The sequence below is a fragment of the Nonlabens sp. genome (genome assembly GCF_051251825.1).
Classification (GTDB): Bacteria; Bacteroidota; Bacteroidia; order Flavobacteriales; family Flavobacteriaceae; genus Nonlabens.
Map to the genome: position 1 here is coordinate 234431 of NZ_JBPOGG010000002.1, position 21876 is coordinate 256306.

Annotated in this window: 20 protein-coding genes; 8 read left to right on the forward strand and 12 right to left on the reverse strand. The window is 36.6% G+C overall.

What is annotated here, in order from left to right; translation table 11 throughout:
• Positions 1-140: 140 nt before the first annotated feature.
• The 3 genes from ACSHWW_RS03520 (at position 141) to ACSHWW_RS03530 (ending at position 5913) form a co-directional block, all read left to right on the forward strand.
• A complete protein-coding gene (locus ACSHWW_RS03520; RefSeq protein ID WP_435681035.1) occupies positions 141-2744 on the forward strand; it encodes a T9SS-dependent M36 family metallopeptidase in 2604 nt (867 codons plus the stop codon).
• Between the two features lie 123 nt (positions 2745-2867).
• Positions 2868-4859: a lamin tail domain-containing protein gene (locus ACSHWW_RS03525; RefSeq protein ID WP_435681036.1), complete on the forward strand. Its 1992-nt coding sequence runs from the start codon at positions 2868-2870 to the stop codon at positions 4857-4859.
• An 82-nt stretch (positions 4860-4941) separates the two neighbouring features.
• Positions 4942-5913, forward strand: a complete 972-nt coding sequence (locus tag ACSHWW_RS03530; RefSeq protein WP_435681037.1) for an acyl transferase — start codon at positions 4942-4944, stop codon at positions 5911-5913.
• On the opposite strand, the gene tyrS is transcribed toward ACSHWW_RS03530, so the two are convergent.
• Positions 5914-7212 (reverse strand): tyrosine--tRNA ligase, encoded by a 1299-nt coding sequence (gene tyrS / locus ACSHWW_RS03535; protein ID WP_435681038.1) that lies wholly within the window; start codon positions 7210-7212, stop codon positions 5914-5916. It abuts the gene before it with no gap.
• An 82-nt stretch (positions 7213-7294) separates the two neighbouring features.
• On the opposite strand from tyrS, the gene ACSHWW_RS03540 reads away from it, so the two are divergent.
• A complete protein-coding gene (locus tag ACSHWW_RS03540; protein ID WP_435681039.1) occupies positions 7295-8296 on the forward strand; it encodes an NAD-dependent epimerase/dehydratase family protein in 1002 nt (333 codons plus the stop codon).
• On the opposite strand, the gene ACSHWW_RS03545 is transcribed toward ACSHWW_RS03540, so the two are convergent.
• Genes ACSHWW_RS03545 through ACSHWW_RS03555 form a run of 3 tightly spaced genes read right to left on the reverse strand, consistent with a single transcriptional unit; the run spans position 8275 to position 10780 of the window.
• On the reverse strand, positions 8275-8718 hold the full coding sequence (locus tag ACSHWW_RS03545; protein WP_435681040.1) for a DUF4296 domain-containing protein: 444 nt from the start codon (positions 8716-8718) through the stop codon (positions 8275-8277). The two genes, ACSHWW_RS03540 and ACSHWW_RS03545, sit on opposite strands and share 22 nt — an antisense overlap.
• Positions 8715-10055, reverse strand: a complete 1341-nt coding sequence (locus ACSHWW_RS03550; RefSeq protein ID WP_435681041.1) for a dihydroorotase — start codon at positions 10053-10055, stop codon at positions 8715-8717. Before ACSHWW_RS03550 ends, ACSHWW_RS03545 begins: the two co-directional genes overlap by 4 nt.
• Complete coding sequence (locus ACSHWW_RS03555) at positions 10052-10780, reverse strand: polyprenol monophosphomannose synthase (RefSeq protein WP_435681042.1); 729 nt, start codon at positions 10778-10780, stop codon at positions 10052-10054. Before ACSHWW_RS03555 ends, ACSHWW_RS03550 begins: the two co-directional genes overlap by 4 nt.
• A 75-nt stretch (positions 10781-10855) precedes the next feature.
• Here ACSHWW_RS03555 and ACSHWW_RS03560 point away from each other — a divergent pair, with 75 nt between their 5' ends.
• On the forward strand, positions 10856-11515 hold the full coding sequence (locus ACSHWW_RS03560) for a DUF4271 domain-containing protein (protein ID WP_435681043.1): 660 nt from the start codon (positions 10856-10858) through the stop codon (positions 11513-11515).
• A gap of 17 nt (positions 11516-11532) precedes the next feature.
• Positions 11533-12273, forward strand: a complete 741-nt coding sequence (locus ACSHWW_RS03565) for a uroporphyrinogen-III synthase (protein ID WP_435681044.1) — start codon at positions 11533-11535, stop codon at positions 12271-12273.
• An 85-nt stretch (positions 12274-12358) separates the two neighbouring features.
• Here the strand turns inward: ACSHWW_RS03565 and pckA are convergent, their stop codons facing one another.
• Both pckA and ACSHWW_RS03575 read right to left on the reverse strand, forming a co-directional pair.
• On the reverse strand, positions 12359-13969 hold the full coding sequence (gene pckA, locus ACSHWW_RS03570; RefSeq protein ID WP_435681045.1) for a phosphoenolpyruvate carboxykinase (ATP): 1611 nt from the start codon (positions 13967-13969) through the stop codon (positions 12359-12361).
• Between the two features lie 62 nt (positions 13970-14031).
• Positions 14032-14427 carry a DUF423 domain-containing protein gene (locus ACSHWW_RS03575; protein WP_435681046.1) on the reverse strand — a complete coding sequence of 132 codons (396 nt, stop codon included), beginning with the start codon at positions 14425-14427 and terminating at the stop codon, positions 14032-14034.
• A gap of 53 nt (positions 14428-14480) precedes the next feature.
• On the opposite strand from ACSHWW_RS03575, the gene ACSHWW_RS03580 reads away from it, so the two are divergent.
• Positions 14481-15845 carry a saccharopine dehydrogenase family protein gene (locus ACSHWW_RS03580; RefSeq protein WP_435681047.1) on the forward strand — a complete coding sequence of 455 codons (1365 nt, stop codon included), beginning with the start codon at positions 14481-14483 and terminating at the stop codon, positions 15843-15845.
• Between the two features lie 72 nt (positions 15846-15917).
• Here the strand turns inward: ACSHWW_RS03580 and ACSHWW_RS03585 are convergent, their stop codons facing one another.
• Positions 15918-16604, reverse strand: coding sequence for a zinc metallopeptidase (locus ACSHWW_RS03585; protein ID WP_435681318.1), 687 nt, complete (start codon positions 16602-16604; stop codon positions 15918-15920).
• A gap of 133 nt (positions 16605-16737) precedes the next feature.
• Here ACSHWW_RS03585 and ACSHWW_RS03590 point away from each other — a divergent pair, with 133 nt between their 5' ends.
• Positions 16738-17154, forward strand: a complete 417-nt coding sequence (locus ACSHWW_RS03590) for a group III truncated hemoglobin (RefSeq protein WP_435681048.1) — start codon at positions 16738-16740, stop codon at positions 17152-17154.
• Here ACSHWW_RS03590 and ACSHWW_RS03595 read toward each other — a convergent pair.
• From ACSHWW_RS03595 to gcvH, 5 genes are all read right to left on the reverse strand, one after another.
• Positions 17129-19243 (reverse strand): gliding motility protein RemB, encoded by a 2115-nt coding sequence (locus tag ACSHWW_RS03595; RefSeq protein ID WP_435681049.1) that lies wholly within the window; start codon positions 19241-19243, stop codon positions 17129-17131. The two genes, ACSHWW_RS03590 and ACSHWW_RS03595, sit on opposite strands and share 26 nt — an antisense overlap.
• A gap of 105 nt (positions 19244-19348) precedes the next feature.
• Entirely contained in the window at positions 19349-20185 is an 837-nt protein-coding gene (locus ACSHWW_RS03600; protein ID WP_435681050.1) for an energy transducer TonB, read from the reverse strand.
• Positions 20186-20293: 108 nt separating this feature from the next.
• A complete protein-coding gene (locus ACSHWW_RS03605) occupies positions 20294-21022 on the reverse strand; it encodes an energy transducer TonB (RefSeq protein ID WP_435681051.1) in 729 nt (242 codons plus the stop codon).
• Positions 21023-21082: 60 nt separating this feature from the next.
• Entirely contained in the window at positions 21083-21499 is a 417-nt protein-coding gene (locus ACSHWW_RS03610) for a VanZ family protein (protein WP_435681052.1), read from the reverse strand.
• The gene (gene gcvH / locus ACSHWW_RS03615; protein ID WP_435681053.1) at positions 21492-21872 is read right to left on the reverse strand and encodes a glycine cleavage system protein GcvH; all 381 of its coding nucleotides are present in this window, start codon (positions 21870-21872) and stop codon (positions 21492-21494) included. Before gcvH ends, ACSHWW_RS03610 begins: the two co-directional genes overlap by 8 nt.
• Positions 21873-21876: the final 4 nt, after the last annotated feature.

Consider the following 21876-nt stretch of genomic DNA (forward strand, 5'->3'; position numbering starts at 1 on the left):
GAATAAAGTCGTGATTAGATCCGCTTTCGCGAAAGCGTAATCAACAACTATCCAGTTCATAAACAATCTCTTGTGATACATTTATGACATTCCTTGCGTATATTGTCAACCCATTAAAAGATTAAGTTGATTAAGTCCCTATGAAAATTTTACTTCCATTACTCCTTTTATTTTTATGTCTAAAAGGAATTGCTCAAGATTATACTAGTGCTGCGCATTCTTTCTTAAAACAAAATGAAAAAACATATAATTTTGATAATCAGGATATTGCAAGCCTTAAAACAAGCTCTAGCTCATTCTCTAGTAGCTTAAATGCACAAACAGTTTACATCTCACAATATTATCGAGGTGTTGAAATTTTAAATAGTTCATCCCTTTTTCTGATAAGAGAAAATGAAGTGCTTCATGCCGCCTTATCTTTTGAAAAAGGACTATCTACCCGAGTAAATAGTACAAATGCTAGTTTAACGGCGGCAACAGCCATTAATTATGCTCTTAATTTTAAAGACATCTCTATAACTGGACCGTTACAGGTTGTTGAATCTCAAATAGATGGTGCATTTCAATATAAAAATGAATCTGTTTCTGTTAAACCTATGACTGTTAAACCGGTTTATGTTGCAGTAGGAGAAGAATTTATACTAAGCTGGGAAGTTTATATCGAGACTATAGATAATCAGCACATGTACCTTCTTTATGTAAATGCTTTAACTGGAGCGTTAATTAAAGAGCAAGACCTAGTGATTAACTGCACTTTTTCTTCGCATAGTGAGCCTAATCACGTTCATAGCAATTCAAAGAGTTATTCTTTTCAAAAAGCGGCTTCTGTAAGCACTGCTATGTTTATGGATAATTCAAAATATAATGTATACGCTCTACCATTAGAAAGTCCTAATCACGGGAATGAAACTCTAGTTAATAGTCCTGCAAACGTTACAGCATCTCCTAATGGATGGCATGATACTGATGGAATGGCTGGACCAGAGTTTACGATTACTCGTGGTAACAATGTTTATGCACAAGAGGATTTTGATGGAGATGGAAATACTTTAGGAGCTGCTCCTGATGGAAATCTAGTGCTCAATTTCAATTTTCCCCAGCAACTTGATGTGCCAGCAAGAGATAATATAAATGGCTCAACGATTAATCTATTTTACATGAATAACATGATGCATGACATCTGGTATTCTTACGGATTTGATGAAGCTAGTGGTAATTTTCAATCTAACAATTACGGGAATGGTGGTTTAGAAAACGACTTTGTAGTTGCAGATGCTCAAGACGGAAGCGGTTTTAACAACGCTTCATTTGGTACACCAGCAGATGGTGGTAATCCTAGGATGAATATGTTTTTATGGAATGCGCCTACTACTGGTGGTGTAGACCCTATAACTCTCAACAATGGTAATCTTGCAGGAACTTACTCAGGAGTTACAGCAGGTTTTGGACCTAGTTTTCCTAACCCATCAAGTGCTATTAATGCTGACCTAGCACTAGTTATAGATAATAATTCTGGCGGCGTTTCCACTGATGCTAATGATGCATGTGACGTCATCACAAATGGTGCTTCTCTTTCTGGGAAAATCGCAGTAATGAATCGTGGTAATTGTCAATTTGGAACAAAGGTATTAGCTGCCGAAAACCAAGGAGCCATTGCTGTAATAGTAATTAATAATGCCGCAACTGCTCCTTTTACAATGGGCGCAGGAAACGATGGTGGAGCAGTTACGATTCCTTCGATTATGATAAGTCAGGCAGACGGAAATCTACTTTTAGCAGAGTTACAAAACGGAGCAGTAATAAACGCCAATTTAAATAATACAGGACTATTCCGTAAAGATGGTAGCCTAGATAATGGGATAGTCTCACACGAATATGGACATGGAATCTCCACAAGATTAACCGGTGGACCTGCAAATCCTGGATGTCTAGGTAGTATTGAGCAAATGGGTGAAGGCTGGAGTGACTGGTTTAGCCTAATAATTACTATTGAACCTGGTGATGCAGGAACAGACACCAGAGGTATAGGGACTTTTGCTATAAATCAACCTATAACTGGAGGCGGAATCAGAAACTTTCCGTACAGTACAGATATGAGTGTTAACCCAGTAACTTTTGCAGACACAAATAATACAAACTTCTCCGTTCCACATGGAATGGGATCTATATGGGCAAGCATGCTATGGGATTTATCATGGCGATTTATTGATGATTTTGGATTTGATCCAGACCTTTATAATGGAACTGGTGGTAACAATATCGCTATGCAACTTATTATGGACGGTATGAAATTACAGCCTTGTAATCCTGGTTTTCAAGATGGAAGAGACGCTATCTTACAGGCAGATGCCATCGCAAATGGCGGTGCAAATAGAGATAGAATCTGGGAGGTTTTTGCAAACAGAGGTTTAGGTTTCAGCGCTAGTTCTGGTGATGTGAATAATCGTTTTGATCAAGTTGAAGCGTTTGATACTCCACCACCATTGAACATCTCTAGTGAAAATGCTACGGTATTTAATATTTCACCTAATCCTTCTGATGGAATTATTTCTATCTCGACGACTAATACAATTAAAAATGGAATAATAACTGTTTATGATTTTAACGGTAGATCAGTTTTCACTAAAAATGCTGAGTTTGATTCCATTGAAAAATTAAATTTAGGTACACTGAACTCTGGAATTTATCTTATTTCCATTAAAGGTGATGATGTAAATCATGTTGCTAAAGTGATTATCAACTAGCTCATAAATAGATAATTATTAACATGAATACATTATAACTACTTATGTTATGTTAATATTAAATCGTTTAAAATCAAGGTTGCAGGCTACTGAAAATCGTATATTTGCAAAAAATAATAAACGATGAAACAAATTTACTTTAGCGTTGCAATGTTTTTCTTTGCAGCAATTTCCTTTGCACAAACTACTGATTTACTAATTAGTAAATACGGTGAAGGAACTTCAAACAACAAATTTTTTGAGATCTATAATGGAACTGGTGCTGCTGTCAGCTTAGATGGTTATGCATTTCCAAGTGTTTCTAACGACCCTACTGTTATCGGAGAATATGAGTTTTGGAATACTTTCACACCAGGTGCTGTAATAGCAAATGGAGATGTTTATGTAGTAGCTCACGGTAGTGCAGATGCTCAAATTCTAGCGCAAGCAGATCAGACTTTTAATTTCCTAAGTAATGGTGATGATGGAATGGCTTTGGTACTAAACGATGGAACATTTAACGATGCAAACATGGATGGTGTTGTTGACGCTGGTGAAATGACTGGTTATACAATACTCGATTTCTTGGGAGATTTCAACGGTGATCCAGGTTCTGGATGGGACATTGCTGGTGTTACTAATGGAACTGCAAATAATACTTTAACTAGAAAATCTTCAATTTGTAGCCCTAATAATAATTGGGACTCCTCAAGAGGTTATGATGCTACAACCATGTTAACTACCGCTGCAGCTGCAGAATGGGTTGTTACAGGTTCAAATAGCGGATGGAATACTATCGGTTCTTTTGTAGGATGTTCTACAGCAGCTGTATTGAATATTACTTCACCAGCAGATGGAACTGCTTTACCAGGCGGAACAACAAGTGCTGATATCGTATTTAGCGCTCAAAATGCTCCAGCGTCTTCAACCTTTGATATCATAGTAGATGGTATGACTACAACTGGTGTAACATCACCTTTTGCTGTAACTGTTCAAGATGGTGGATCTTATATGGTTACTGTAAATCTAGTTGATGGTGGTGCTACTATCGCGTCAGATGTTACCAACTTTACGGTGGCTTTCCCATGTGATTTACAAATAGGAACAATTACTGAAACTTGTCAAACGAGTACATCTGGAGTTGACTTATACGATGTAACAATAGACTATACTGGTGGAGGAACTTCTACTTATACTATTGACACAGCTGGAAATGGTACTGTTGCTGGTGATGACCCATCAACAGTTGCTGCTGGTCAAATCACAATCACAGGCGTATCAGAAGGAACTAACTTTACTGTAACTTTCTCGGGAGACCCTGCAGATAGCAGCTGTAGTTTTACACGCAGCATCACGAGCCCATCTTGTATTGGAAACGTAGTTTGTGCTAACCCAGGAGACATTATTATCACTGAAATAATGCAAAATCCAAATGCTGTAGGCGATAGTGTAGGTGAGTATTTTGAAGTATACAACACTACATCTACTGCCATAAACATGCAAGGATGGGAAATTAAAGATGACGCTACTGCATCAGAAATGCACGTAATAAGCAATCTTACTGTTCCTGCAAATGGATATGCCGTATTAGGCTTGAGTGCTGACATGACTATAAATGGTGGTATCGCTGTAGATTATGAATATAATGGAGTGAGCTTAGGTAATGGTACAGACGGAATAATGATTGAATGTACAGGAACTGTTATAGATGTAGTTATATATGATAACGGAGCTACTTTCCCTGATGGAACTGGAGCAAGTATGGAGCTGGCAGTTTCTAAATATAATGCTACTGACAATGATTTAGGTGTAAACTGGGGTCTTGCTGTAAGTACTTATGGAGCTGGTGATCTGGGAACTCCTGGAGCAGTTAATGACTATACATTATCTAATGAGCAATTTTCTTTAAATAGCTTTAAAATGTATCCTAACCCTATTACTGGAAACGAGTTAACCATTTCTATAGAGAATGGTAATGCCGTTGACGTAACGATTTACTCTGCTTTAGGTCAAGAAGTTATCACACAAAATGAGGTAACTAACTCCATTAATGTTTCTTCATTAAATGCAGGACTTTACATCGTAAAGGTTTCTCAAAATGGAAATACACAAACTAGAAAATTAGTAGTTCAATAAGAATTACAAATCTTTTATAAATCAAGCGCTGCAGTCTAACTGCGGCGCTTTTTTATTTACTTTTGACTTCAAATACAACTGATTGTTTGACTCCATATTTCATATTAACTCTATTGCTCAATTTGAAGAAAAGGCGCTCGCTATTTTTCATTATCAACTAGAGCATAATAAAGTCTATGGGAAATATTGCCAACTACTAAAAAGAACCAATCCGCAAAACTTTAAAGAAATACCTTTTCTACCTATTTCATTTTTTAAAAGTCATCAGGTAATAAGTAATAGCAATTCTCCTGAAATAACTTTTACGAGCAGTGGAACTACAGGAATGGTTACTTCTAAACATCATGTGACTAACATGAGCGTTTATGATTCAAGCTTGGACAATAGTTTTAAGCAAACATATGGACGCCATGAAGACTATGCAATCCTTGCTCTGTTACCTCATTACTTAGAACGTAACGGTTCCTCACTAGTTTATATGGCACAACGGTGGATAGAGAAAAGCAATCATCCATCCAGTGGTTTTTACCTCAATAACATAGAAGAATTAGCCGGAATACTTGAAGAACTCAAGAAAAAAAACCAAAAAGTGATTCTTATAGGAGTCACATTTGCCTTACTACAACTCGCTGAACAGTTTCCACAAGAACTACCGCAAACTATTATCATAGAAACCGGTGGTATGAAAGGAATGCGTAAAGAAATCATTAAACAGGAACTGCACGAGATTTTGAAATCCGCTTTCGCGAAAGCGAGTATACAAAGTGAATACGGCATGACCGAATTACTCTCGCAAGCTTATGCTACTGATGGAATACATTTTGAAACACCATCATGGATGAAAGTGCTGTCACGTGACACTAACGACCCATTAACATTACTCAATAACTCAAAAACTGGCGGACTCAACATTATCGATCTAGCCAACTATAATTCCTGCTCTTTCATAGCCACACAAGACTTAGGAAAAGTAATGCCAGACGGTACTTTTCAAGTCCTAGGAAGATTTGATCAATCAGATATAAGAGGTTGTAATTTAATGGCTGTGGAGTAATTACTTGACCAACACCAAAAAGTAATTACGTTTCCCACGTTGTAACAACAACATATTCTCAGCAATTAAATCGTTTGTTGTGATGACCGTCGCATCGTTTATCTTATTCTTATTAATAGAAAGGCTATTCTCTTTAAGAGCTCGTCTTACTTCACTATTTGATGGTAAAAAGCTCGTTAAGTCTGCCATGAGAGTTACGGGATCTACACCATCTTTTAAAGCCTCTTTAGAAATCTCAGCCTGTGGCACACCTTCAAAAATATCTAGTAAGGTTTCTTGATTAAATTCACTCCATTGCTCTGGAGTTACTGTTTTACTAAACAAGATTTGAGATGCTTTAAGTGCTGTTTCATACGCCACACGACCGTGAACCATTACGGTTACTTCTTCGGCGAGACGTTTTTGTAAACTTCTATATCCTGGATCTTTTGCATGTTCTTCAATTAAAGACTCACATGTTTCTTTATCTAAGAAAGTGAAAATCTTAATCCAGTTGATGGCATCTTCATCAGTAGCATTAAACCAAAACTGAAAGAATTTATAAACAGATGTCTTATCTGCATCTAACCAAATGTTTCCAGATTCTGTTTTACCAAATTTAGTTCCGTCTGCTTTTGTAACTAGAGGAGTCGTAAGTGCATATGCCTTTCCTCCAGCTTTGCGACGCACGAGTTCTGTTCCTGTGGTAATATTTCCCCATTGATCACTACCACCTATTTGTAATTTACAACCCATATTTTCATAAAGGTATAAGTAATCATATCCTTGAAACAGCTGGTACGTGAATTCTGTAAAGCTCATTCCGTCACCTTCGCCAGACACACGCTTTTTTACAGATTCCTTTGCCATCATGTAATTCACGGTGATGTGCTTACCAATATCACGAGCAAATTCTATCAAACTGAAATCCTTCATCCAGTCATAGTTATTGACTAAAACCGCACGCGTTTTATCATCACCTTTTTCAAAATCTATAAATCGCGAAAGCACAGATTGCACACCTGCGATATTTTTATCTAGGATATCTTGAGTTAACAAATTACGCTCTGCACTCTTACCAGATGGATCACCAATCATCCCAGTCGCTCCACCTACTAGCGCAATGGGCCTGTGACCAGCACGCTGCAAATGCATCAATAAAATAATTTGAACCATGCTTCCTATGTGCAAAGAATCAGCCGTTGGGTCAAAACCTATATAACCACTAACTACCTCATCTTTAAGTAATTCCTCAGTACCAGGCATGATATCATGTATCATTCCTCTCCATCTTAGTTCCTCTGCAAAATTGTAAGCCATTTCAAATTATTTAAGCTGCAAATATATAGGCTTTACCGCACTTTTAAGAGTATTTCAAGTGCGGTTTGTGTACTTTTACCATATGATTTTAGTAACTGGCGGTACTGGACTAGTAGGTGGACATTTGTTATATCGCTTTCGCGAAAGCGGTATTCCCACAAGAGCATTATATCGAGATCTCAAGAGTATCGATAAAACTCGTGCTATTTTTAACTCTTATGGCTCCGGAAAAGAGTCCTTAGTGGATGACATAGAATGGGTTCAAGGTGACATTCTTGAGGTCCCAAGTCTGGAAGATGCCATGAAAGGTATTACCCAAGTTTATCATTGTGCAGCGGTGATTGACAGCGTTCCCTTCTGGAAAATGAAAAAAGTAAATGTCACTGGAACATCAAACGTGATAAATGTAGCTCAAGCACATCAAGTAGAAAAACTATGTTATGTGAGTAGCATTGCTACACTAGGTGATCCAGTAGGAAAACGTGCTATTAATGAAGAAGATTTTTTCAATCTAGATGCAAAAAATAGCAACTACGCGATCTCTAAGTATGGTGGCGAGATGGAAGCCTGGCGTGCGACTCAAGAAGGCATGAATATTATTATAGTAAATCCTGGTGTTATTTTAGGAGAAGGAAACTGGGAAAGTGGTTCTGGTAAAATATTTTCTCAGACTTTTAAAAAACAACCTTTTTATACTGATGGTTCAACAGGTTTTGTAGATGTGCGAGATGTGACGCGAGTAATGGTTGATTTAATGGAATCTCCAGTCATTAACGAGCGATTCATTCTGGTAGAATCTTCTATTACTTATAAGAAAGTCCTTCACAAAATCAGTAAGAGTTTTAATAAGAAACCGCCGAGAATTAAGTTATCTAAATGGATGCTGTATTTAGTCTCTGGAACTATGAAAATAGGTCACTGGATAGGATTTAATAGAGGTCTGGAACGAGCAACAGTTGTGTCACTTACTTCTCATAGCAATTATGACGGTTCAAAAATAGAACGCCATATAGAATTCAAATACACTCCTCTAGAAGAAACTATTCAACGAGTAAGTGATTATTATTTGCTTTCAGTAGGGTAGCTTTTAATACTACTTTTTAAAGAGTCTGGAATCTTTGTTAAGTTTGCCGGAGTGATATTAGTTACCGGTTTTTTAGAGTTGAGCTGTCTTGTATTTACACTGTCCTTAATAACCGCTAGCTTTTCATCTACAATATCTAGAACCAGTAAAAATTCATCTACTCGATCTGCGTAATAATTAAAATTATTACTGAAAGAAACACTATCAATATTGTGTTTTTGGTAAATATAGTCATCGGCAATAATTCCTAACTCTGCAAACGATTTACGATTTGCAGTCATGGAGCCTTCTACAAGATAAACATCAGTCATAATATCTGCCATTTCTTGAGTATCAAAAAACGGATCTGGTTTAGGTGTTCTTTCAATTCTAGAACAAGAACCTAATAAGATTACAAATAAAATGAGGATTGCTTTTCTCATCGCGCAAAAGTTAAAGCTTGAGCACTTTTCACATCACTCACTTTAAAGTTATTATAAGCAAGTTGACCATTCACAAACGTATGTGTGATACGACTATTAAACGTTACTCCTTCAAACGGTGACCATCCACATTTTGCTAGGATATTATCCTTAGTCACAGTCCAAGGGTTATTAGCGTCAACAATTACAAGATCTGCCTTATATCCTTCTCTTATATAACCACGATCTGCGATATCAAATAATAATGCTGGATTATGGCACATTTTCTCTACCACTTTTTCAACAGATATTTTTTCTTGAGCAACAAACTGCATCATAGCTGGCAAAGCATGTTGAACAAGTGGTCCACCACTAGGGCAATTTAAATAAGATTTTGATTTTTCCTCCATAGTATGAGGCGCATGGTCAGTAGCTATTACATCGATACGATCATCTAGTAAAGCTTCCCATAATTCATCTCTATCTTTTGACGTTTTAACGGCTGGATTCCATTTTATTAGTGAACCTTTAGTCGCATATTCCTCAGCAGTGAACCATAAATGATGGATACAAACCTCAGCAGTGATTTGCTTCTCCTTGATAGGTTTTTTATTGTTGAAAAGCTTCGTTTCCTTTCCTGTTGAAAGATGAAATACATGAACCCTTCCACCAGTTTCTTTTGCTAGTTCTACAGCACCAGATGAACTAATGTAACAAGCATCTTCACTTCTTATGATAGGATGTTGATCCATAGGGATCTCATCTCCATAAGTATCTTTTGCTTTTTGCAGATTAGTTTTTATTGTTGCTTCATCTTCACAATGCAAAGCGATTCTCAACTTTACGTTTGAGAATATTTTTTTAAGTACTTCTTTATCATCCACTAGCATATTTCCAGTAGAAGAACCTAAAAATAATTTCAAAGCAGGAACTCTTGTAATGTCCACTTTTAAAATTTCTTCTAGATTATCATTTGTTCCACCAAACATGAACGCATAGTTAGCATGACTATCCTGCGCGGCAGTTTCCATTTTTTTCTCCCATTCTTCAATAGTAGTCGTTTGTGGAGAAGTGTTAGGCATTTCCATGTAGGTAGTAATACCACCAGCTACTGCAGCGGCACTTTCAGTGGCTATATTACCTTTATGCGTTAAACCTGGCTCTCTAAAATGAACCTGATCATCAATAACTCCTGGTAATAGATATTTCCCTTCGGCATCTATAATGACTGTATTGCCATCTTTGGCACTTATACTGTCTGCTATTTCTTTGATGACATCGCCTTCTATAAGAAGATCTCCATCTCGAGTAATACCATCAGTAACGATTTTAGCATTTTTAATTAACGTCTTTCTCATATTTCCAGTTTCCCTATCAAACTTTTAATTTTCATTTTTAAAACTCCAAAAACGGCTTCATTAATAATGCCACCACTCATCTTTGACTTACCTCTAGATCGATCTGTAAAAATGACCGGTATCTCAACTATATCTGCTTTAAGCAACCATGCTTTAAACTTCATTTCAATTTGAAACGCGTAGCCTACAAATTTAATCTTATTCAGCTTAAACTTCCTCAACAATGAGCTCTTATAACAAACAAATCCTGCTGTAGTATCATGAATTTGCATTCTAGTAATCAAGCGCACATATTTAGAAGCTCCATAAGATAATAGTACACGTGACATAGGCCAGTTTACTACATTAACACCTTTAACATATCTACTTCCTATCGCAAGGTCTGCACCTTGAAGACAAGCATTATGTAATTTTTCAAGATCTTCAGGATTATGCGAGAAATCTGCGTCCATTTCAAAAATGTAATCATAATCTCGCGCAAGCGCCCATTTAAAACCATGGATATATGCGGTTCCTAGTCCTTGCTTACCAGCACGTTTCTCAATAAATAATCGTTCTGAATATTGCGATTGGAACTGTTCCACTATTGACGCTGTTCCGTCAGGAGAATTATCATCGATAATTAATAAATGCACCTCATTATATAAAGAAAGTACAGCCTCAATCATTAAAGCGATATTTTCCTTTTCGTTATAAGTAGGTATGATTATTAACGAATTCTTCATAAGACAGACAAAAGTAATGAAATAAATAGCCTAGCAGTATTAACGAAAAACAAAAGAACTTATTTTTACATCCTCATGGAAGTGTTTGAAAGACCTATTCAATATTATAACTGGATTACTATAGTGATGGCAATTTGCCTACTATTGCTCGCTGTCGTAAAATGGATTTATAAAAATGAATTCAATCACCTACTCAGTGCCGCAGTTAGCGATCGATACATAAAAGTATCACGCAATGAAAATCCGCAGGATGGATTACGTATTACTGTGGTTATTATTTATACGATAGGACTCGCTTTGTGGATTACTAAAATCACCGTTATGGAAAGCGGCAATAGTCTTGAGTTTAAAAACTTTGCTTTAATTCTTACCGGTATCTCTTTTTTTATCCTTGCAAAAAGATATCTCTCTATGATGATAGCCTCATTAATGAAATTTGATGAAATTCTTGAATTAATAGAATACCATAGAAATACTTACAGAGCAGTTCTAGGAATATATTTAATACTCATCAACCTGATTATTTTCTATGCTTTTCCCGACTCAGTTGAAATAATACGAGCCGTGAGTATTATAAGCGCCTTTATATTCTTGTCTTATAATTTTATAATTCTTTATACATATTCTAAGAGCCTACTACAGCACTCCTTTTATTTTATTTTGTATCTTTGCACGCTCGAAACAGCACCCTATCTACTTTTATATAAGTATTTTATGCTGTTGAGAGCCTACTAATAAAGAAAAGTATGCCTATGAAAGTGAAGACAATTTTAGTTTCCCAGCCCGAACCTAAAATGGAAAATTCACCCTATCAGACTTTAGTAGATCGTACTAAGGTTAAGATAGATTTCCGTTCATTCATCCATGTAGAAGGAGTTCCTTCTAAGGAAGTGCGCGAGCAAAAAATAGACATTAGTAAATACTCAGCCATCATTTTAACGAGTCGCAATAGTGTGGATCACTTCTTCAGAGTTGCTGAAGAAATGAGATATAAAATTCCAGATTCTTTAAAATATTTCTGTCAGAGTGAAGCGGTTGCTTACTATCTTCAAAAGTATGTGGTGTATCGCAAACGTAAAATTTATGTAGGTAAACGTACTTTTAAAGAACTTATTCCACTGATTAAAAAGCATAAAACTGAAAAGTTTTTAATGCCTAGCTCAGATAAGATTCAGGATGATGTTTCAGTACAAATGGACGCTCTAGGTGTTACTTGGAGTTCAGGTACATTCTTCCGTACGGTTATTAGTGATCTTTCAGATCTTGCTGATGTGAAATATGATATCCTTGTATTTTTCAGCCCGAGTGGTATTGAATCTCTATTTAAAAATTTCCCAGAATTCACACAGGAACAAACTCGTATTGCCGTCTTCGGTAACACAACTATGAAAGCTGCTGAAGAAATGGGATTGCGTATTGATATTCAAGCGCCTACTCCTCAATCTCCATCTATGACTATGGCGATTGAAAATTATATTAAAGAAAGTAAATAGTATTATCTCGCTTTCGCGAAAGCGTGATTCTTATCCATAAAAAAAGTCCCTTTCTCAAGGGACTTTTTTATTGCATCAAATTTATTTAATATTTCAAAGGTGCTCCAGCCATAATCTCTGGAGAAGCGTTTTCTTCAAATTGCTCAAAGTTCTTTTTGAAAGCATTGGTCAACTTAGATGCCGTTTTATAATAACCTTCATCATTATTCCACGTAGCACGCGGACTCAATACATCAGTAGGCACATTAGGACAAGTACGTGGTTGTGCAACTCCAAATACGGAATGAACGTGATAGTTATCCTTATTTGCTGCTTCAAGACTTCCATCCATTGCAGCAGTAATCATGGCTCTGGTATATTTTAATTTCATGCGTGATCCTACTCCATAAGGTCCACCAGTCCATCCCGTATTTACAAGCCATACGTTCACGCCAGTTTCTTTCATTTTTGCGCTTAACATCTCGGCATACTTAGTAGGGTGCAATGGCATAAATGGTGCGCCAAAACAAGCTGAAAAACTAGGTACTGGTTCTGTGATTCCTGCTTCAGTTCCAGCAACTTTTGCGGTATATCCACTAATAAAGTGGTATGCAGCCTGTCCTGGAGTTAATTTTGAAATAGGAGGAAGAACTCCAAAAGCATCGGCAGTAAGGAAGAAAATATTCTTAGGATTATTCCCTACTGATGGTTTTTTAATATTTTCAATATGGAAAATAGGATAGCTTACTCTTGTATTTTGAGTAATGCTTGTGTCTTTAAAATCTACAGTTTTATCATCATTAAGAACTACATTCTCAAGAATAGCTCCTGGCTTGATAGCGTTGAAAATCTCTGGCTCACCATCTGCATCTAGGTTTATCACCTTTGCATAACAACCGCCTTCAAAATTGAACACATCATTATTTGAGGTCCATCCATGCTCATCATCTCCTATCAATGCACGATCAGGATCTGTAGATAATGTAGTTTTACCTGTTCCACTTAAACCAAAAAAGATGGCTGTACTTCCATCTTTTCCCACATTTGCGCTACAGTGCATAGGTAATGTGTTCTTATAAACTGGAAGAATAAAGTTAAGCGCACTGAAGATTCCTTTTTTAATCTCGCCTGTATAGCCGGTTCCACCTATTAAAGCAATCTTTTTAGAAAAATTGAGAATAGCAAAATTATGTTGACGTGTACCATCCTCATCAGGAACCGCCATAAATCCAGGTGCGTTTATTACAGTCCACTCAGGTGTGAAATTTTCTAATTTATCGTTTTCTGGCCTCAAGAACATGTTATAAGCAAACATGTTAGACCATGGATACTCGTTGATAACTCTTATGTTTAAACGGTAATCTTGATGTGCACAAGCATAAGCATCACGCACATAGACATCTTTCCCGTCCAGATAAGTTGTTACTTTTTTAAGTAGCGCATCAAATTTACCCGACTCAAATGGTAAGTTTATATTTCCCCACCACACTTTATCCTCGGTAACTTCATCTTTTACAATAAAGCGATCCATAGGAGATCTACCTGTAAACTCACCTGTATTCACAGCGAGCGTACCATTTGCGGTTTCCTTTCCACCATAACTAGCCACAGCTACTTTCTGTAGTTCCTGTGGTGGTAGTTGATAATGAATTTTGGAGTTATTTATTCCCCATTGTCCTAACGAAATCGTTTTCGTAACTAAGGTGTTTGAACCCATAATAATCCTTTTGTTTTGTATCAGATTTATAATGCAAAAATAGAAATGCTAAATCGCTCTGACTAACTATTAACAGAATTATTTGAAATAATTTTCCACAATAAGACGACCCAACCTATGATAAGTAGCATTCCTCCTACTGGAGTTACAGGACCTAAGAAAGAAAAACTTGTATTCCACATACTAGCAGTAGACAGCAAATAAATACTAACAGAAAATAAAATAATTCCAGATGTGAATAGGTAAAAGACTGTTTTCTTAGTCTTATTAGTAATCATAGGTATTAAAGCAACTAGAATTAATGCGAGCGCATGATACATTTGATAACGCACACCTGTTTCAAAACTCTTTAATTGATCTGGTGTAATATATTTTTCTAAGGCATGAGCACCTAACGCACCTAAAACCACAGCTGTAAGTGCAAACAAGATTCCTGCTATCAATAACTTTTTAACCATTTCTATATCTATTTAATAGAAGTCCTTTAAATTGCTGCAAAATTACAACACATATGCGTCACATACTGATTATAGGTGCAGGTAAATCTACTGGTGTACTCGTAGATTATCTCTTAAAAAAATCAGATGATGAGAAATTACAACTCATCATAGCAGATAAGGACTTAGCCCATGCTGAATTCCTTGCTCAAAACCATCCTAATGCTCAAGCTATAGAACTCGATGTTTTTAATGCTGCACAAAGACAAACTTACATACAGAAAGCTGATATCGTTATTTCCATGTTGCCAGCTCGTTTTCACATAGAAGTAGCACGAGATTGTATTACTTATGAGAAGTCTATGGTAACTGCGAGCTACGTGAGTCCTGAAATGCAAGATCTTCACGACAGTGCCGTTGAAAAAAACCTTGTCTTTATGAATGAGATAGGTGTAGATCCAGGAATAGATCACATGAGTGCTATGCAAGTGATCGATCGCATAAGAGAACAAGGCGGAAAAATGCTGTTATTTGAATCATTCACCGGTGGACTCGTTGCACCAGAAAGTGATGATAACCTATGGAATTATAAATTTACATGGAATCCACGTAATGTGGTTACAGCTGGTCAAGGTGGAGCCGCAAAATTTCTACAAGAAGGACAGTATAAATATATTCCGTATCACAAACTCTTTAGAAGAACAGAATTTCTAGATGTAGAAGGATATGGACGTTTTGAAGCTTATGCAAACCGCAATAGCCTTAAATACCGATCAGTATATGGTCTTGAAGACATCCTTACTCTTTACAGAGGAACTATGCGTCGTGTAGGTTTCAGTAAAGCATGGAATATGTTTGTACAACTAGGAATGACAGACGATACTTACGTTATCGAGGATTCTGAAAACATGAGTTATCGTAGTTTCACAAATAGCTTTTTACCTTACTCACCTACAGACTCTGTAGAACTCAAAATGCGTCACGTTCTTAAAGTGGATCAAGATGATATTATGTGGGACAAATTGCTCGAACTCGATCTATTTAGTAAAACTAAAATGGTCGAACTTAAAAACGCTACTCCTGCACAAGTGCTTCAAAAAATTCTTGAAGATTCATGGACCTTACAACCAGGTGAGAAAGATATGATTGTGATGTATCACAAATTCGGTTATGAATTAAATGGTGAGAAGAAACAAATAGACAGCACCATGGTTTGTCAAGGTGATGGACATTTACAAACCGCCATGGCAAAGACTGTAGGACTTCCAGTCGCCATTGCAGCACTTAAAATCCTCAATAAAGTAATTAACACTCCAGGTGTTCAAATTCCTATTACAGCTCCTATTTATGAGCCTATCTTAAAAGAGTTGGAGGATTATGGAATCCGCTTCCGCGAAAGCGAGATGGATTATCTAGGCTACAATCCACTAAGTTTATAGTTTCAATTATTATTTACAAAAAAGAGGATGATACCAGTGTACCATCCTCTTTTTTGTAAAATAAAATCCGGTTTATCTTCTTCTCATGAAAATAGAAATAAAATAAACTAAGGTCGCCAGCGAACCAATTGCTGCCACTAAATAGGTGCGCGCTGCCCATTTAAGAGCATCTTTTGCTCCTGCGTGTTCTTCGGCCGTGAGCATGTTTTCATTTTCTAACCAGGCGAGTGCTCGATTACTTGCATCATACTCCACTGGTAGGGTAACAAAAGCAAATAAAGTTCCTGCTCCGTACATAATTATTCCTATCAATAAAACCGTATTACCAAAGGCAGATGCAGCAGCAAGTGCTATTCCACCCATGATTACATACTGGGAATACTTAGACGCAATACTTACCACAGGAACAAGTTTAGATCTCATTCCTAACCATTTATAAGCTCTTGCATGTTGAATGGCGTGACCTACTTCATGCGCCGCAACAGCTGCTGCAGCTGCATTGCGCTCAGAATACACAACTTCACTTAAATTCACTGTTTTGTCTGATGGATTATAGTGATCTGTAAGTTGACCTTTTACAGAGATTACTTTAACATCTGTAATTCCATTATCGTCTAGCATTTTCTGAGCAATCTCAGCACCACTCATTCCATTCTTTAAGTGAATTTGTGAGTACTTTTTAAACTTACTCTTCAGTTTGCTACTCACAAACATACTAAGTAAAAACACTGCTCCACCTATAATATAATAACCCATCATACCACCCATGATATCTTTTTTAAAAATTAAGACCTAAAAATAGCTTTTAAAAATGACTCTTTTAAAAAAGTAAATCTGTTTTATAAAAGTTACTTTTGATACAGACCTATCACCTTTTTCATCGGTAAGTATTATGGAATCAACGGCACTTCTAAATTCACGAGAACAAATCGCTTTCTTAGTAGATGAATTTTATAAAAAAGTGAGAGTAAATCCTGAGATAGGTCCTATTTTCAATCAAGTCATCACAGACTGGCCACATCACTTAAATCACCTTACTAATTTCTGGGAAACAAGCTTGTTAAGAGCAAAAAGTTACAAAGGCAATCCTATTGAAAAACATCAAGAAGTTGATAAATCTGTAGATCATTCCATAGAGATGGAACATTTTGGGATATGGCTACAAATGTGGTTTGAAACTATAGACCATTATTTTCATGGAGAAACCGCACAACTTGCAAAAAACCGCGCTCGTAACATGTCTACTTTTATATTCTTAAAGATCTATGAAGCTAGAAACAATTCTAGCGATCAAACGACCAATTCATAATATCTGTACGCAATCCTAGATTAAGCCATGTGGTGTTTTGCTCCTTTACATCACCTACCTCAAAATGAGGATCAAAATCTCTAAAGATGACTTGCCCAAAAATCTTCAATCGACTTGCAGGATTAATAACATATCCAGCTTCTACCTGAGCATATAAAAATGTAACTCTGTTTCCTTGTCCTACCTCATTTCCATTATCTGAGATACGATCATCTTCACTACGGTAAATATCACCACCGTAATATGCGTTATCAATACCATCATTAATATCAAGTCCTCGTTCACCTATGGTTAATTGAGCATTTCCATACCAGCGATCCTTAGTATATCTACCTATCAAGGTAGTTTCATAGAAGTTTGCGCCCCATGGATGAGCAAGCGCTTGATTGCTGTTTGCATAATTAAGAACAACCGTATTGTGACTATAGGTGTAAGGTCGCACTCTATTATACTCTGCTTGAAGCATTAAATTCTTAACTTTAAAAGCATTCTGCCATTTTAAACCAAATTGATAAGCACTTTTATTTTTAAAACTACCATCACCGTTTACAACCGATGCTCCAGAGAATTCATCGAGTACTAGTTGTGCATATCCTGTAACGCGATCTGTAAACTTATACTTGGCCGTTGCTCCTATCAGTGCATTTCCACCTCTAGAACCCGTTTCTAATTCCACGGTTTGATAAAATATAATCGGGTTTAAATAATTGAAATCAAAACCACGCTGGTTATCATCTTGCCACAATACACTTTCAAAGAATCCTACATTCAGCTTCTCTGTCGCATTCCAACTTAGATAGTGGTGCACCATAAACTTAGTACGGAAAGAATCGTCGGCGGTTACGGCAGATCTTACATCTCTCAATGAAGTGTAAAGAACTGTATAATCTAGTTTCCAAAATTTTGCATTCACCTTTGCATACGGGAATGGTTGTGAATTATCACTCAATATTAAAGAGCGATATCCATCACCTATAAAATGCTGTCCATGACCTAATTGCAGGTCAAAATACTTACTAGGTTTATAGTTAATATAACCTGTAGCTACTGGATAATCATAGATCGTATCTCCACCATCTTCGGCAATTCCACGTCCCGGAACAATTCCTGGATTCCCACCATCTGGCGCTCTACTTTCTATTTCTCTATTAAAATAACCTGCAAATCGACCTTGACTTTCTTGAATACTAGCGCCAAAGGTGATTTGCTTTCCTATTCCACCACTCACGTTTACCAGTCGTGTGTTATTAAAAGTATTAATATCATCACCGCTATCTTTTCCTAGCTGTAAATCCACTCCTGGATCTACTACAAACCAGTAATCTTCTCCTGCTACTTCAAAGAAATGTTCATTCCACCATTTTTTTCCTAACCATGTAGTTTCTTCTCTCATTAAAGATTCACGTTCTGCCTCAATATCAAAGTATTGATCTACATAAGAAAACGTATAAGGTTTTACAGCAGTATGCGCGTTATTACCTACGCGATTCATAGCAGCTTCATATCTATGGTATCTTTGATAAGAAAATGGAATTATCCCATCAGACTTGAGTTGTTGTCCATCGTACTGATTTGAAATTATTTCTGGGTATTCTTTATTCGCTTTCGCGAAAGCGATACTATCCAACGCAGTCATGTTCTCATTTACATTTTCTTGCTGTTGTTCTTTACCGTTGAAAACTTGAAAAGAACCGTCTTGAGTCATAGGAACTGGCACTCTTAAAATAAACTGCATATAAGTAGGTGCTCCGTTATAAGTAGGCGCGCCGATGACTGGCAATTTATTGAACGATTTCTCTACGGCAGCAGTAAGTTCTGCATAAACCGCGTCAAATCTTATAGGAACAAATTTCCCTTCACGATCAACTTCAAAACGAAGCGTCACTTTCTCTGCATTATTCAAAGGCAATTGTTGCGGATGCTCGTAATTCTCATATAAAGCAGCGTATAGACTTTTATAAAAACAATCTTCCAGCTGATTCACTGGTAGCGTTTTACATTCCTCAAAGAAAGGAAATTTCTCAACGGGATTTTGAGCCATCAACGTTCCCACCGTCAATAAAGTAAAAAGTAGAATAAATTTATTCATAGCAACCACATCTAATTAGACCGCTAAGATACCGGTTTTATAGATGTTTTTAAATAAAAAAGGCTGTGGAGAACCACAGCCTTTTCCTATATTAAGTAAAGCAAATTAGTTGCGTACTTGAAATCTAATAGGTAAATGAAAATAAACACTTACTGGTTCTCCTTTAATTTTACCTGGTTCTATTCTAGGTAGTTTTCCTACTAAACGATATGCTTCTTTTTTGAGAATTTCGTGTGGTGCTCTAACCTTTACATCTACCGGTAAACCTTTTTCATTAATGGTAAACAGAATATCTATTTTAACCATATCACCGTCATTTAAGTTGATATCATCTGCAAGGTCTTTATTGAATTTGCGCTGTACAAAACGTTGCATTTTTTCATTAAAGCACTTTTTACGATCCTCATTGTTATCTAATGATTCACAACCAGGAAATAGTGGCATAGAATCTACTCCATCAAGTGTAGTTGTGATAGGGGCTTTAACCGCAGGCGCTGCAGCTGTAGTTTTTGACTTAGCATCTGTCACTGGTTGATCATTAGGCTCACCATCAACTGGATCAACTGGATCTACCGGATCTACGTCTGGCTCAGGTTCTGGATCTGGATCTGTGTCTGGAACTTCAACTGGTGGTAATTCCTTATTTACTTTAGGAGTTTCAGGTTTTTTCACGACCTCTTTTTTCACTTCCTCGTTAGGAACTTCTGTGAATTCTTTATGAACCCAATCTATAGGTTCGTTATGTGCAATTGTCCTAATAGGATTAATAGTTTCTACTTGAGCAGTAGAGACTTCGATAATCACGAGTGCCAGAAGCAACGCTGCGACCACACCTATTTGAAAATTGATAAATGGGTTGACTCTTACATTGACATTTTTTTTGTCAAAACGGTCTTTCTTGGAAGGCGTTGCAGCACCTTCTTGAGATAAAGTAGTTTTCATAATTAATGGATTTGTTATTATTATGAAAACACTTCAAGAAACATACCACAATAAAAAAATCCGAGCTGTAAAGCTCGGATTTTCAAGTATATTGTAAAATTCTATTACTTAATCTTGTACTTGGAAGATAATAGGTAGTGCATAAACTACTGTTACTGCTTTACCTCTTTGCATTCCTGGAGTCATTTTAGGTAGTGCGTTAATAACGTCTGCAGCTTCTTGTTTTAATCTAGGATGCGGTGCACGAGATTGAACTCCTACTACATTACCTTTTGAATCAATTTTGAACTGCACAGTAATCTTCTGACGACCTTCAAGACCTAATTCATTTGCAAGACCTGTATCAAAGTTTTTATCTACAAATCTTTTGATCTTTTCATTCATACACTTCTTGCGATCATCATTAGTCTTCATTTTTTCACAACCAGGATAAACTGGTACAGACTCGATAATTGCAAAAGGAACTTCGGCGATTTCTTCAACCACACCTACTTCTTCAGCTACCTCTTCTACCTCAACGATTTCTTCTTCTTCAGTAGTTTCAGTGTTTTCAATGATTACTTCTTCAATTTCCACTTCATCCTCAACAACCTGCAACACTTCTGGTGCTGGCGGTGGTGGTGGCGGTGGTGGTGGCGTGTTCATCATCATTGTAATAGGCACTTCTTCCTCTTCTACAAAGGCCTCAGGCTCTACATATTCCTCAACTTCAGTAATTTCTGTAGTTTCATATTCTAGTCCTTGCCATGATAGCAATAACATAAAAGCAAGTCCCATAAGGGCATACACCCATATGTTCTTACGTAAATCTGCTGACTCTGATTTTTTAATTTCCATAATTGGATCAATTTTGAATGTTAAAAATAAATAAAAACCTGTATATAAATACAAGTTTCCTTAGGAATGTGTGTTAAATCTTTTAGACACTAACCACAAAAGAACAATTGCAATAACAATGCCAACTGTATTTGCTAGTGCATCCATCATATCCATAGTTCTATTAACTGAAATATACTCTTGCGCAAACTCTACTAAAACGCCAACAATGAACGAAAGAACTGCTGCTGATATTGCAATAATTCTAGACCATGAGGCTACAATATCTTTCCAAGTAAATTTAAAATGAGATTGCTGCGTTAAAAAACGGCTGTAAAAGAAAAAATACCAAAGCATAGCCATTATAAAATAAGCTCCACAATGGTAGATTTTATCTATGTTACTAATATCAACTGGTGGCGCTGGGCTATTTCCTATTGAAAAGTAAATAATTAAGGCTGTATAGACTGGCGCAGACCAATAAAATAGTTTAGCCACCTATAAGTTCTTTATAAGCATCAGCACTAAGCAAATCCTCAATTTGCGAAGCGTCAGAAAAAGTCATTTTAATCATCCATCCATCTCCATAAGGATCTGAATTTACTAGTTCTGGCTCATCTTCTAATTTCTCGTTAAAATCTGTAATTTCTCCAGTTAATGGCAAGAATAAATCAGATACAGTTTTTACTGCTTCTACAGTTCCAAAAACCTCTTCTACATCTAGTGTCTCGTCTACTGTTTCAACCTCTACATAAACGATATCACCTAACTCACTTTGTGCAAAGTCTGTGATTCCTATTACTGCTGTGTCTCCTTCAATACGGATCCACTCGTGATCTTTAGTATATTTTAATTCTGCTGGGATATTCATAATG